Consider the following 14,605-nt stretch of genomic DNA (forward strand, 5'->3'; position numbering starts at 1 on the left):
TTTATTTTATTTTTTTGGCTGGAACCCCTACATAGGTTCCAGGTTCTATAATATCTTTTACAACAACAGCTCCTGCGCCAATTGTCGTACACGATGAAATATCCAAGGTTTGAATAATAACACTGGCACTACCTACATAAACTTCTTCTCTAATATAACAAAGACCATTTATGGTAGCATTAGGTGCTATATTACAGTGTGATTCTACAACAGTATGATGTTCAATGAGCGCTCCTGTATTAACAACGTTGTTATCAAACAGCTTCACTTTAGAACCTATAAAAGCCCCAAAACCAATAAAGATACCACGCCCACAAATACTATCTGGTGTCAATACTAAAGCATTGGGACTAATGATGTTAATAATAAAGTCATAATAATCCTTTGCTACATATTCAAATAGTTCTTTCCTTTTAGCATTATCACCTATTGTAATAAATACTGCATCTATTGAGCCATCTTCAAGGTAAGGTAGCACATCATAAAGTTTTCCAAGAACAGGATAACCATCATGCTCCGTAATATCTTTATCATCAAAAAAACCTACGAAATCATACACAAGAGGATCAATAACCGGAGCAATCGCATCAGCATGACTTCCTGCGCCTAAAAATGCCAACTTTTTTTTCATTTTAGATTATTCTCCTTTAAATCATAAAATGGTTGGGAAATTGAAGGTTCATCTTTCAAATAAAGCTTTATTGCTTCATATGCAATAGATGAAGCATTCCCTTTGTAGTAGGGATTGTCAAAGTTGGTCACTTCATTCAATTTTGATAATCCCTCCAATACAGAGGAGGTTTCGACTGGTACACTTACTACACTTTCTCCATGTAGCCTACCTTTTTGGCGATCACCAATATTAAGAGTAGGTTTCATCAAAGAAGGAACTTCTATTAAACCAGAAGACGAATTACCAATCAGTCCTAGTGAATGACGAATTAAGGAATGATAAAGTTGGGTTGATAAAGAAGCAAAGCAATAACTATTTTCATGATTTATCAAATAAGTATTGATAGCCTTTGCAATATCATCAGAACCAGTATCTGAATTGGATCCTATAAATAGACACTGGACACCAAATTTAGAAAGGGCTGATAGTACCGCTTTCATCTGTTCTCCAGCACTTTTTCCTTGTTCAAAAGTAACAGGATGATAGAGAACAACAAAATAGGATTCCTCTAGTACAATACCTAATTGCTTTTCTATTGCTTCTTTGGTTAGAGAAGGGATTGATAGAGCATTTTCCACTCCGAGAGCTCCTGTGTTAATTACAAATTGAGGTTGTTCTCCCATCTGAATCACACGTTGACGAAAGTCCTCTGTAGAGACTAAGTGTAGGTGACTCATCTTAGTAATTGCATGGCGAATATACTCATCAAAATTGCCTAATGAGGTCTCCCCTCCATGAAGGTGGCATACTGGGACATTATAAATCAACGCTACATTCACAACTGGTAACATTTCGTAACGATCCCCTAAAATGATGACTAGATCATAGTCTTCCTTGTCAAAAATTTTGGTCAATCCTAGTTGTAAATGCGCCATTGCAGTAGATACAGTTCTTCTGTCAGTATCATAAAGATGTAAGGGAACTTTATAAGCAATATCAAAACCGTCTTCTTCAATTTGACGATAAGTATAGCCGTATTTTTCTTCCAGATGCATTGCTGTTGCAATAATTTGTAAGTTGACTTCTTTATCTTTTGATAATCTTTGAATCAATGGCTTCATTATTCCGTATTCAGCACGCGATCCGGTTACTAAACAAATTTTTTTCATCGTATCCCTTCTATATATAGTAATTACATAATCTTAGCCGTGTAATACATCTGTTGCCGATTATAATTAGGTGTTATTATAACTCGGGCAATTGATTTTCAAAGCGTGAATCACGAATAACTTCATCCTCTTCGAAATCATCTTGCGCTTCTTGTCCCAAGATGTCATACCAGTTCATAGGAGAAATACCATTACCTGGGCGCTTCACCGTAATATTTTCTATTGAATAAATATCGCCTTTTTTAATTGGTTTTAAAGCAACGACTGATTTACGAGCAACAATCTTATTTTTCTCTTCTACTGGATCTGGGATTTTTTCAAATCTACCTAAGGCTTGTTCAACAATGCGAACCCCTTTAACTAAAGCAGCTAAAATATCAGGTGTTGCACTGGCTTTATGATCCGGACCTTCCATATTAGTATCTAAAGTAAAGTGTTTTTCAATAACTTCTGCACCCATTGCTGCTGCTGCGATAGGTACTTCTGATCCAATTGAATGATCCGAATAACCTATCGTTAAATCTTTAAATTCATCTTTCAAAGTATGAATAACGTTTAAATTTAGAGAGGGGTAAGGTGTTGGGTACTCTGTTGTACAATGTAAAATAGAAATGTCGGTTGTACCATTCTGACGTAAAATATTCACCGCTTGATGGATCTCTTCCATTACCGCCATACCCGTCGAAAGAATAACTTTCTTTTGTTGCTTGCCAATCTTTTCTAAGTAAGGTAAATTAGTGATTTCTCCTGATGGAATTTTGTAAATTGGCATATCTGTAGAAATTAAGAACTCTAATGACTCTTCATCAAAAGGTGTTGAAAAGGTCTCCACACCTTTTGAAATTGCATAATCACGCATTTCTAAGTATTCTTCAAAGCTTAACTCTAAACGTTTCGTCATCTCAAGTTGACTGTCTGCTGTTCCTGTAGTTGCTTTTTGATATTCAGCTTTGGGAGCAAATTTAGAAATAAGTTTCTCAGCTTTAAAAGTCTGAAATTTAACAGCATCAACACCACAAGACACGGCAACATCTACCATTTTTTTCGCAAGATTAATATCTCCATTATGATTGCAACCAATCTCTGCAATAATATAAACCATTATCTTCTCCTTCTTTTTTTACTCAATAAGTCTAAAATGACTTTTTGAAAAACAATGCTATATACTATAAGAATAATTATTCCTAAACTCCATCTAATAACGATATTATCTAGGAACATGTTCATTAACATAGCATAACTAAATACTATACCACTTAAAATGATGTACTGCCTAACTGAGACATCTGAATAATGGTATTTAACTTTCGAAACAATATGATGAAAAATCAACAAGGCTAAATAAGATATTATTGTAGCCATAGCAGCGCCATAGGCTGCATAATGAGGAATTAATACAAGGTTTAGTAACCAATTTACACCAGCAGCTAATAATGTCCCAATAGGAATCCATGTCGTATTAGCATAGAAGAATTGGATATTTACAGGAAATGTATAGAGAAAGACTAAAAAGTAGCTGACAATAATTAAAGAAATAAATTGAACACTACTACTATACTTGTCTCCTCCCATTATTTGAGCTAACTCAGGAAAAACAGTCAAATAACCTAATGTTAAGAAAACTCCTAAATAGAGATAACGGCTAATATAAGTTGAAAGTTGCAGTAATTTTTCTTTTCTAGCATCAAAAAACCATGGAATCCAAGCCATATTAATACTATTCAAAACAATCTGAATAATCATTCCAAGCGAATAACCGAAACTATACATTGCAACTTCTTTAGTACTATATAAGCGAACTAGCATAATCCTATCTAATTGATTTAATAACTGATGTCCTAACAAATGAAAAATCAAAGGAATAGACACAGTGACAATGAACCGAAAATACTTAGGATTGTAAAAAGATTTGCTATGATAATAAATATAAGCAAAGGCAACTATTCCAGTTATTATAGTAGGAACAAAAGCTCCCAAAACCCTAGATAAAAAGTCATCGGACCAATGAAAAATTAAAAATAGAGATAGTGCAACAGATGAAACTGCATTGGCTAAGGATAATATTAAATTAGCCAAACTCCTCTGTTGTTGTATAAAATACTGACCAAAGAAAGTCACCACATAGCTAGCGTAACTTTGACACACCATTAATAAAAAAATAGATTCAGAAAAACCAACTAATGGTGCAAGAAAACTTCTAAATAGAAAAGCTATCAAAAGTATAATAAGAAACCATATATTACCTACAGAAAAGGCACTCCCAGAATAGCTTTTAAATTCTTCTCCGTATTTGACCCGGGCTGAACTTAAAGAACCGCTCGTCTGAAGGCCAATAAAAAGCATAATAATATTCATCCAAGCGACATATAAACTATATTGGCCATAAACTTCTGTTGAGATGACCCGAGTGTAGATGGGAAGTGTGATAAAGGCTAATCCTTGCACCAATAAATTCCCGAGTGTATAAATAAAACCAGATTGAAGTAATTTCTTAGTATTCATTTAATATCCTTAATATTGTATAAGAAAATTTTTTTATTAACACAATTTAAAAAATCTAATGCCGTGGAAAAATATGTAATCCCAACATCAAATTTTATATTCTCTAGGAAATCAAATAATTCTATAGGGATGTTCCTTTGTATTACTGTTGCATTGAGATTAGAGTAGTCAATGTTATCTCTAGGGTGAACTTTAATATATATGTGGTAACCTTTATCAATATATTCTTCCACTATGCTTTTGTAAAATTGGTATATTTCCTCTTGACTTTTAAAATGTTCCTCTAAAGGTTGAGTTAATATTAGAGCAGATGGAGAAGCTATTTCAATATCTATTGAGGCTATGTCAAAAATCTTTAAAATAGATTCCTTAGTTTTATTATCTAAATCAGAAAATAATCCATCCTTGGGCTTCTCAATAAACTTAGACATTCTCTCATCTGTTGGTAAATCTTTCAAACTACTTACTTCTATCGTCTTACAATACTTACTGAAGCCATGATATCGGGGTGTATTCGTTATCTTCCCTTTTATCTTGTCACAAAGACCATCTGGAGCGATACTCGTTGGATGTTTTAAACTATTATATCCATCTTCCATTAAATGGTAGGGAATAGCATTCCTATGAAAAAAATATCCTAATTGCGTATAGTCATTGTAAATATGTATTTTATTGCCGTTGGTTATACTAAACAATTCTTGTTTTATTCGCTTCGGATAAAACAATTTATATTTCTTACTGTAATCACTATCATCTACAATCAATACAGGTATTTCTGGAAACAACTTTTCTATTCTTCTTTTATATATTGCATAATTATTTATTCGAGTAGTTAAGATAATTATTTTTCCATATAAATCTCTCTTACATAAAGATATCAATAGGTGATATAAAGTGTAACATATATAAATATTCTTCATTTTCATTAAAATCTCATAATAACTTCTTTATTTTTTGCTTTTGTAATTTAGTATATAGGCGGTATTTTTGAAAGCTATATTTTCCAAAACTAATAAACCGTTTAAATTCTTTAAGTGTTAACAAGCAATTTGTAGCTATTCTATATTCTACGAACTTATTTGGTAATATCAGATAAGTTGTAGACCTAGCATCTAAATCAACTTTCATTTTTCTTTGTTGAAGATGAATATATAAATACTCACTCCTTCTTACTACAGACTTATATTGGTGAAACTCATATAAGTGTCCTTGTTCATAGTAAAATATGCTGGGAGCGTCTGATACTACAAAATCTTTTTTATTCTTGAAAGAAGTAATATAAAAATTATTCTTCCAAATGTCTATGTCTGCTCCTAAACTGTACAAAAAGTTATTACAATTATTTTCAATAAATATATTATTAATACTATTAACATATGCCTCATCAAAAACTTCGATTTTGGAAGAACTTAGAGCTTTTTGTCCTATTTTCACCCCATTAACTGTAGAAAGGAACATTCGATTTATTCGTGATTCATTCTTAATAATCGTACAATGACCTAGCTCAAAAATTTTATCAAAGCCTTTATTTAGTATGGGATGTAAAAATCCATCTAAATCACCAAAGATAATATCTAAGTCACAATAACCCCAATATTGATAATTTAACAATTCATCTTCAAATAGATAACCGTATGTTGGTTTAAAATCACAGAGTTTGTATGGAGTATCTAAAGTAATTTTAAAATCCATTTTTCTTTGGACTTCATTTCGGAACTCTTCAAAACTAGTATAGCGAATAGTAACATTCTGAGGGTAATCGTATTTACTTTTATCATCGGTAACAATCAATAAATCACAAAGATCTGATGTGGCTATTGAGTTTAAAAATAACTGAAAATAACTATTAAATTTTCCAAAATATGGAACAATAAATAAAAGTTTCAATATTTTCTCCTTAATTTAAAGTTTATTTAATAGATGCATATAAACATCAAAATCGCTTTCTTCAGATACTTTTCTAAAGAATAAAGCACTCTCAGCTTCTTTCCTATATTCTAACACTTTTTCAGCAAATAAATCGCAAGGTGATGTCTTATCAGCCTCCCAAATAATATATCTCCCTCCCATGAGACAGTCATCTTTATTATTCATCACCCTTTCTTGAAATGGAGAGATAGCTAGTAATGTTTGAAAAAATAATTCATCTCCACAATAGCTATGACAAAAAGCCTCCTGATAATCTGGGTGTTTATCTAAATATCCAATAATCCAGTCAGTAAACTCTCTTGAAATAGTAAACCACTGACTTCCCTTACGAAGAGGAGGTAGGGAATAATACCTTGCATTTTTAAAGAACCTATAAACTTTGGTACCTCTATAAATTTTTTTAAATATTCCTCTTTTAGAAAAACAAAAATCAGGATAGTTATACTTGAGTTTATCATACTCAAAATCACTCATTTGCTCGTTAGAAACCATACCTATGAATTCTTTACCTTTATGAAGGGTTAAAAAAGTATTAATTTCTTTACCTGTTTTTAATGGGATGTCGCTTTCACTAATAATAGAAATATAATGATATTTTTCTTTGGACTTCATATATTTTAAAAGAACTAACATAGCTAAAATCTGAGAATAGTGTCCCCAACGAACATCTATTCTTTCTTCTGTGAAAGTTACAAATTCTTTTATCGAATCATATTGTTTTATATCACTTTTGGCATCAACGTGTATAACTATATCCATATCATTTTTCAATAAATCTACGGTACATTTTAATGCATGTGTCATTTTATAACTAATAATTGCTAATATATGTTGCATATCATCTACTTTCAATAAATTGGTATTTTAACCGTTTAATAAATGGTAAGAACCTAATAATTCCTAATTTTATTCGCTTTTTAAAGGGAAGTTCATTTAAAATATCACAATATATTTCTCTAAACTGGCTGTCCAATTTATAAATTTTAGGATTATTAGGGAAATGTTTTTTTAATAACTCTTTTTGATTTGCAATAGCTATACAATAATGATATTTAGTACTAAGTAAATCATATCCTCTTTCTCTAAAATATTCCAACCGCTCTTCGTACATTTCTAAAACGTCTAAATTTGATAATTGATAACCACTTCTTGTAATGCTCCCACTTCGAAATCGATAGGCATATAATGGTCTATTAACAAAAACAATCCTATTAGCTTCAATGTATGTCTTATAAGTTGTAAAAGAATCTTCATATTTTTTCCCAATGGGAAATTCTATATCAGAGAAAAGTTCCTTACGATATAATTTTAGCTGCGCCATTGTCAGGGTACTAATAAAATTATTCTCTCTACTATACATACTCTCTAAAATCATTTTAGTATCAAATACCCTAAAAAGTTCTTTGGAATTTGCCAAATGAACAATTTTCTCGTTATCCTTTAAATGATATTTATTAACAATAGCAATATCAGCCTTATACTCAATTAAACTGTTGTATAAAGTTTCAATATATAAATTTTCGATGTAATCGTCTGAATCTATAAATGTAATATATTTCCCGGTACTTATTTTTATTCCAACGTTTCGAGCTTCTGATAGACCGCCGTTTGTCTTATGATACACAAAAATTCGACTATCTTTTTTGGCAATTTCATCACAATAGTCTCCTGAACCATCGGTAGAACCATCATCAATTAAAATAATCTCTAAATTATTGTAAGTCTGGTTTATAACAGATTGAATACAATCATTAAGATACTTCTTAACATTGTATACCGGTATAATAATACTAATCTTTTCCAATAAAAGCCTCCGTTCCGATATTTATTGCTTTTGAAAAACTTTATATAAAAGTGTATATAGTTTAGGTGATATTTTCATAATAGTTATAGTCAAACAATGTTTCGACGAAAGAAAGTTTATCATATTTTTTATGCTGTAGTGTCTAACCTCTTGCAAATATCTATCAATAATATCACTGTACAAATGTGCTTTATTACTAATTAATACTCTAGATACAAATTTAACCTTTTCTCGAATTAATTTGGCTTCCAAATAACTTTTTAATTGGGGGATATCAATTTTTTTGAACTCCTGCTCGAGTATTGAAAGATTATCGATATCCTTCTCGGTAATAGTATTCATAGTTGAATTTGAACGTACGACATAAAAATAATCCGCATTCGTAGTGTCCACTGTAACTCTATCTGAGTTTTGTAAGGCCTGCAAAGAAAATAGCATATCTTCACCAACTATCACATCTTCTTTAAATTTTAGATTAGCAATAACTGTTTTTTTAAATAACTTTATGACGAGATTATTTTCAACCACATTTCCTGATAAAAACTCCCTAATAGCTTCTTCTTTATTCAGAACTTTCTGTATCTTTTTCCTCTTTTTTTTCGTAAATCTATTATCAATTAAGGCAAAGTCAGTTTCGGCGATATCCGCATTAGTTTCTAATAATCTCTTTAATAAGTTTTCATACATTGTTTTTGATATATAGTCATCTGAGTCTACAAAACCAATGTAACTTCCTGTTGCATATTGTAGCCCTAAATTTCGAGCACTAGAAACCCCACCATTTTCTTTCCTTAAATAAATAATACGATGATCCTCTTGAGCTAATTTTTTGCATATCCTACCACTATTATCAGTAGAACCATCATCTATCAAAATAATTTCTATATTCTGATAAGTTTGATTCGTAAGTGAAGAAATACAATTTATAATATATTTCTCTACATTATATAAAGGAACTATAACACTGATTTTATTTGAAAATTTATCACTCATTTATCTCTCCTAATTCATTAAATATATATTTACCTATAAAAAATAAAGTAATATTTAAAAATGGCTCGCGTATATAATCTTCGGAGTAAAATAACAAGGAATTTGAAACAAATAAATATAAAGCAGCAATATTATGATCCTGCACTAACTTTCGAGAGGTTTTAAAATATAAGTACATATACCCAAATGTAATAATAATTCCACTTAGTGCAAGTGTTGAAGAATAACTGTTATCATGAAAAAATAAAATATATCTATCAATAAAATAGTTGATTTCATTTCCAAATAAATTAAGTGAATCTGTTAAGATAAGCTTCGCGTAATAAATTCTACCACTTAAAAGGTTATCTAATTTTGAAACAATAGGAGTATTAAAGAAAAATAAAGAAAATAATAACAAACTAAACATCGCAATAAACTGTACATACGGTGCTATTTTAAAAGTTACTTGCTGTATCAAAAAATTATTTCGTAGAATAATGTAAAATACTACTGCAAATATTACTAAAAAATAACCTGTTCTAGCAACTGAAATAGAATAAATATACTGATTAATAATTAAAATGATTACTAAATGAAGATACTTTAATTTAGTAAAGAAACGGTAGATAAATAGCATTATTATTATAAAGAAAAAGGCATGTAAGGTATTGGGATGATTAAATCCATATGCATACCTTGCTACTACTTCACCATATCTATATGTGAGAACTTGCTTATTTTCTAAAATATGAAGGTTTACAAATGTTAAAACGCCTATAAATGAAATAATCTTACATATTAATAAACTATCTATAATCCTATCAATAGCTATCTTCCTACTCCCTAATAATATTATCAAAATAGAAAGCCAACTATTACCTTTTGAAAAAAAACTATTTAGAACAAAAAGAATTGTTACACTTATTAAAATTATTATTTCTTTTCTAGAATAAGTAATTGTGATTGACCTCAGAAATGCATAAAAAGCATAAAGTAAAAAAAGATAGTCATAAAGATAATTTCCGTCCCTGTAAACACCTGTATATAGAGCTAATAGAGAAAAAAGTATGATAAAAATTACTTCAAAAAAATAATTTTTATTTTTATTGATTTTCATCACACAACTCCTTTAATATTACCTTAAATTCTTCAATAAAATTACTTCTGTTAGTTTCTAAAAACGGACGATTCATCGTCCCCTCATAGACTACATTTTGTAACCTTTCAATATCTACAACGATATCAAAATTATACATTGTTTTTACCTTATTAACGAAATCCACCTGATGATTATTCACATGCTCTCCAAACTGTTCTTGTCTAGGAGCCACAATAGTTTTTTTTCCTTTAGAAACTGCATTCATAAACGTCGCTGGGCCGCCATGTGTGATAACAATCTCAGCTTCTTTCATGTAAGAGTTCATATCATCATATGAGAGAAATTTTGACCACTGACAATTCTGAGGTTCAAAGTCTGAGTAACCCGTTTGAATGAACACTTCTTGATCAATAGCACCTGTCCCTTTTAATCTATCAACTTCTTTAATAAGACGGTTGAACTGCTGTTCATGTGTCCCCACTGTGACAAAAATCATTAAAAAATTCCTCCTAAATTAATTGCCTTAGGATAAACTTTTTTCATTTCTTCCCACTGAACAATAAATTTATCTGTTACAGGATACACTAATTTTCCTGTCAAAGTTGGTTTATCTATCCTGTCGAAAACCTCTATATAAACGGTCTTACAACCAAATAACTTACCAATATAAAAGAATGGTACTGCTACAGCGGCACCAGATGATATGATAACATCTGGTCTTTCTTTTCTAAGGACCTTAAAAGCTAGAATAGTATTTTTTACCAAGTTTTTGACATTACGGTTTGTTGGAAAGAAGCAATGATATACAATCTCTTCTCTTAGAATACTCCTAGCATCTTCTTTATCAAAGGTTACCCAAAACCTATCTTCTTTTTCCCAAATGGGTTTCAAAAGGTTCAAGTGTGCTAGATGACCACCACTTGAACCAACCAGACAAATTTTCATTATATTCCTTTCAAACCTTACCTTTACTTAGCTCCTGTCCCAAGTAAGACTACCTTTAATGTTAGGAGAATAATCTTAATATCTGACCAAATAGACCATTCATTGATATATTGAACATCTAACTTTACGATTTCATCAAAATCAGTAATATTATTTCTACCAGATATTTGCCACAAACCAGTGATTCCTGGCTTAAAACTAAGGCGTCGCTTCTGCGTTGAATTATACTTTTCATATTCATCAACTGTGGGAGGGCGTGTTCCTACTAAACTCATATCACCTTTTAAAACATTATAGAATTGAGGCAACTCATCTATGCTTGTTTTTCGAATAAATTTTCCTATTTTAGTAATTCTAGGATCATCGTCTAACTTAAACATTAGCCCTGTCATTTGATTGTGAACTAATAAATCTTTCTTAATTTGTTCTGCATCTACTCGCATTGATCTGAATTTATAGAATCTAAAAATCCTACCATTACGACCTACTCTATTTTGAGAAAAGATAGCCGGTCCACCATCTTTTCTGATTTGCGGAACTAGAAAAATTGCCACAATGCCACATATGAGCAAACCTATAATAGCACCCATGATATCCAAAAATCGTTTTGCTATAAGGTGACTATATTTATAGAATTTCATAGAATATGTAATAACACTATATCCTTCAAAAGTTTGGATTCGCTTTTCTCCTATATTATCAAAGCTAAGTGCCTCTACATTAACATTGACAATCACTCCCATTGCTTCAATGTCATTAATAATATCTTGTATTTGGTATTTACCAAATAATTCAATGGGTATGTTAATAAAAGCTTGATCAACAGTTAAGCAGGTTAACTCTGAAGTAAGAGCATCTTTGTTTATTATCCTTAACGAGTTATGTTTCAAATCATAACAATCCTTTTCAGAGGAGTCCAAGATACAGACAGCGATATAATTATGGTCGTATTTATTCTTAAAGGTCATTTTTGATAAAGAATCCTTATTCGTTATCAAAACAACTTTGGTATCTCGTGAAAACTTAGCGTAAGAATATTTTCGATAATATTTTAAAAATGAATTCAATAGATATAATAAAATCGAATTCATAGCAATAAAAGGAAAAAAGGAAAGTCGTGTCGTTGTAAATGAGTTTTTAAAAATAAAAAATAATGAACTTGATATGAAAATATAGTAAAAGCTGTATTTCAATACCATTTTAAACTCTTCAAGATAGCCACGACTCCAAAAGTCTCTGTAAAAATCAGAAAGATAAAAGACAATATAATGTATCAATAGAACAAACAATAAATCTTTATTGCTTTTAAAATTGGGAGTAATTAATGTTAATGTCAAACTTGCAGAAAAATAAACCACAACTGTTTGAATCATCGCTATAATAATCTTTTGTATATTTTCTTTTTCTTTCAATACAAGAGCCCCTTACTTCCTTTTTCTATCCCTTTTTCCGTAATTTCCATAATCGCCGTAATCGCCGTAAGTAGCAACAGATTCACTAACTTTATTAAGAATAATACCTAAGAACTTTGAACCACTTTGTTCCATCTGTTCTTTTGCTTTTTCAACATAATTACGTTTTATTCTACCTGCTTGGGTTACTAAAATAAAACCATCGCAAGCATTAGCGATTATTGCGGCATCAACAACTAAACCAATAGGTGGAGTATCGATGATAATATAATCAAATATATTTTTAATAGCTTCAATCATCTTATTAAAATAAGCGTTCTGAAGTAATGCTGTTGGATTTGGTGGTACTTTCCCTGAAGGAACGACCATCAGTCTAGGAACATTGGTTTCACAGATAATATCTCCAAGATCTGCATTACCTGATAAATAATTCGTCAAGCCTTTAATAGTTCCAGTTGCTTTAAAGGTTCCAGACATAACAGAGTTCCTAGTATCCGCATCAATTAATAATGTTTTAAATCCTGCTTGAGCTAAAGATAAAGCTAAACTTGTTGAAGTAGTGGATTTTCCTTCCCCTTCCCTAACAGAGGTAATTGCAAGAATTTTATTTTCCTTTCCACTAAACTGTATGTTTGTACGGATCGCATTGAAGTATTCTTCTGTTTTTTTTGCTTGTCTTAACTTGCTATCAACTATTTCTAAACGAGTCATTATATTCTCCTTAAAGTTTATTCAAATCTGGTACTATACCTAAAGAAGTAAGTCCTAGGGCCTTTTCAATATCTTCTTCAGTATTAACACGATCATCCAAAATACCCATAATAACTAAAACAATAGTTGATAATCCTGCACCAACAATAAACCCGATTAGTACATTCTTTTTAATATTAGGAGAAGATGGTGCTTTAGGTAAATTTCCCTTCTCAAGAGTAGTGATATCCTCTACTTGAGTAACTGCCTTGATTTTTGAAACTGCTGCTTCTCTAACTGAATTTGCTAATTTTTGAGACATTTTTGGATTAGCATCTTCGACCGATATTGAAATAACACGTGTATCTTTTAAAATAGAAACTGTTATTTTTTGCAACAACTGAGACGAAGGATAATTCAATTTTTCAGAAGAAATAACTTTTTCTAGAACGTCAGTAGACGTAATAATCTCCTTATAGTCATTTGCAAGAAAACTCCCCGCTTGTAGATCTTGTGCAGTAATACTATTATTAGGGGTATTAGGGTTAATGACATATATCCTTGTTGAAGAAGTATATTGTGGCGTAACAATAAAAAGACTATAGAAAAGTCCAGCTGTTGCAAATGCAATGGCAACAAATGTGATTAAAAATTTCTTTTTCCACAATTTTTTTAAAAGGTTGAATATATTTATTTCAACTTCTGTATTAGCTATTTTATTCATGAAATCTCCTAAATGTAATGGTTTTTTAATATAGATTGAGCATTTTCAATAAAAAGTTGGTTAGCACGTTCTTTACCGAAATCTCTACAGATAATCTTATAAGCTTCTGCTAAAAATGGCGGTCTAACATCAAGGTTATGCATATCACTCGCTACAAAATGCACTAAATTTTCCTCTAAAAAATAACGGGCTCTTTTCTTAAAGCGTTTATGCTTATCATTAAAAAGTTTTTGTTTCAAAATATGGGAACTATTTATTTGTGTGTAACACCCCATATTAATAATTTCCTTCACCCGTTCTTTTTGATTCTCTAAAGCGTTATACCTCTCTATATGCGCAACGACTGGTGTAATACCAAGCATTAAAACATTTGACAAAGCTGTATGAATATCTTTCCAAGAAGTTTGCATAGAAAATTCAATTAAAGCAAATTTCGTATTGTTTAAAGTTGGAATTTGCTTTAACTTCAGTTTTTCTAACATATCACTTGTATAGTACAATTCTCCACCATATAAGATTTGAAGATGTTCAAATCTTTTTTCCGCTTCGTGTTTAACTATAGAAAAGTTTTTGAAGATAATATCTTCAGGTGTTTCAAACATACCTTTTCTTCTATGTGATGTCGAAACAATTATTCTAACACCTTGTCGATAACTTTCTTCTATTAAAGATAAACTCTCTTCAAGCGTTTTAGGCCCATCATCTACATCAAAAACGATATGAGAATGAATATCAATCATTCT

The 14,605-nt window shown here is 30.7% G+C and carries 16 protein-coding genes; all 16 read right to left on the bottom strand.

All coding sequences use genetic code 11. The annotated features are described in order from the left end of the window. Position 1: 1 nt before the first annotated feature. Complete coding sequence (locus EGX96_RS00175) at positions 2 to 631, bottom strand: acetyltransferase (protein ID WP_000727601.1); 630 nt, start codon at positions 629 to 631, stop codon at positions 2 to 4. Further along, entirely contained in the window at positions 628 to 1,782 is a 1,155-nt protein-coding gene (neuC, locus tag EGX96_RS00180; protein ID WP_000717641.1) for a UDP-N-acetylglucosamine 2-epimerase, read from the bottom strand. The genes EGX96_RS00175 and neuC overlap by 4 nt, the downstream gene beginning before the upstream one ends. A 76-nt stretch (positions 1,783 to 1,858) precedes the next feature. Continuing rightward, the gene (gene neuB / locus EGX96_RS00185) at positions 1,859 to 2,884 is read right to left on the bottom strand and encodes an N-acetylneuraminate synthase (RefSeq protein WP_000262516.1); all 1,026 of its coding nucleotides are present in this window, start codon (positions 2,882 to 2,884) and stop codon (positions 1,859 to 1,861) included. Further along, positions 2,884 to 4,284, bottom strand: a complete 1,401-nt coding sequence (locus tag EGX96_RS00190) for an oligosaccharide flippase family protein (RefSeq protein ID WP_001093067.1) — start codon at positions 4,282 to 4,284, stop codon at positions 2,884 to 2,886. The genes neuB and EGX96_RS00190 overlap by 1 nt, the downstream gene beginning before the upstream one ends. Then, entirely contained in the window at positions 4,281 to 5,210 is a 930-nt protein-coding gene (locus tag EGX96_RS00195; RefSeq protein ID WP_000782629.1) for a glycosyltransferase family 52, read from the bottom strand. The genes EGX96_RS00190 and EGX96_RS00195 overlap by 4 nt, the downstream gene beginning before the upstream one ends. Positions 5,211 to 5,217: 7 nt before the next feature. Beyond that, entirely contained in the window at positions 5,218 to 6,171 is a 954-nt protein-coding gene (locus EGX96_RS00200) for a DUF6625 family protein (protein WP_000770547.1), read from the bottom strand. A gap of 15 nt (positions 6,172 to 6,186) precedes the next feature. Then, positions 6,187 to 7,065 carry a conjugation transfer protein gene (locus EGX96_RS00205; RefSeq protein ID WP_001872232.1) on the bottom strand — a complete coding sequence of 293 codons (879 nt, stop codon included), beginning with the start codon at positions 7,063 to 7,065 and terminating at the stop codon, positions 6,187 to 6,189. Next, entirely contained in the window at positions 7,052 to 8,017 is a 966-nt protein-coding gene (locus EGX96_RS00210; protein WP_000411723.1) for a glycosyltransferase family 2 protein, read from the bottom strand. The genes EGX96_RS00205 and EGX96_RS00210 overlap by 14 nt, the downstream gene beginning before the upstream one ends. Positions 8,018 to 8,038: 21 nt before the next feature. Then, entirely contained in the window at positions 8,039 to 9,010 is a 972-nt protein-coding gene (locus EGX96_RS00215) for a glycosyltransferase family 2 protein (protein WP_001280686.1), read from the bottom strand. Next, positions 9,003 to 10,109: a hypothetical protein gene (locus EGX96_RS00220; protein WP_000700584.1), complete on the bottom strand. Its 1,107-nt coding sequence runs from the start codon at positions 10,107 to 10,109 to the stop codon at positions 9,003 to 9,005. The genes EGX96_RS00215 and EGX96_RS00220 overlap by 8 nt, the downstream gene beginning before the upstream one ends. Beyond that, positions 10,096 to 10,587, bottom strand: a complete 492-nt coding sequence (locus EGX96_RS00225) for a glycosyltransferase (protein WP_000578440.1) — start codon at positions 10,585 to 10,587, stop codon at positions 10,096 to 10,098. The genes EGX96_RS00220 and EGX96_RS00225 overlap by 14 nt, the downstream gene beginning before the upstream one ends. Continuing rightward, positions 10,587 to 11,036 (bottom strand): PssD/Cps14F family polysaccharide biosynthesis glycosyltransferase, encoded by a 450-nt coding sequence (pssD, locus tag EGX96_RS00230; RefSeq protein ID WP_000686634.1) that lies wholly within the window; start codon positions 11,034 to 11,036, stop codon positions 10,587 to 10,589. The genes EGX96_RS00225 and pssD overlap by 1 nt, the downstream gene beginning before the upstream one ends. A gap of 23 nt (positions 11,037 to 11,059) precedes the next feature. Further along, positions 11,060 to 12,448: a sugar transferase gene (locus EGX96_RS00235; RefSeq protein ID WP_000659571.1), complete on the bottom strand. Its 1,389-nt coding sequence runs from the start codon at positions 12,446 to 12,448 to the stop codon at positions 11,060 to 11,062. 12 nt (positions 12,449 to 12,460) lie between these two features. After that, positions 12,461 to 13,159, bottom strand: coding sequence for a tyrosine-protein kinase (locus tag EGX96_RS00240; RefSeq protein WP_000197416.1), 699 nt, complete (start codon positions 13,157 to 13,159; stop codon positions 12,461 to 12,463). Positions 13,160 to 13,169: 10 nt separating this feature from the next. Beyond that, the gene (locus EGX96_RS00245; RefSeq protein ID WP_001033072.1) at positions 13,170 to 13,862 is read right to left on the bottom strand and encodes a Wzz/FepE/Etk N-terminal domain-containing protein; all 693 of its coding nucleotides are present in this window, start codon (positions 13,860 to 13,862) and stop codon (positions 13,170 to 13,172) included. Between the two features lie 8 nt (positions 13,863 to 13,870). Beyond that, on the bottom strand, positions 13,871 to 14,602 hold the full coding sequence (gene cps4B, locus EGX96_RS00250; RefSeq protein WP_000565383.1) for a capsular polysaccharide biosynthesis protein Cps4B: 732 nt from the start codon (positions 14,600 to 14,602) through the stop codon (positions 13,871 to 13,873). Positions 14,603 to 14,605 lie beyond the last annotated feature (3 nt).

Origin of the sequence: Streptococcus sp. FDAARGOS_520, assembly GCF_003812685.1 — a bacterium.
Taxonomy (GTDB): domain Bacteria; phylum Bacillota; class Bacilli; order Lactobacillales; family Streptococcaceae; genus Streptococcus; species Streptococcus agalactiae.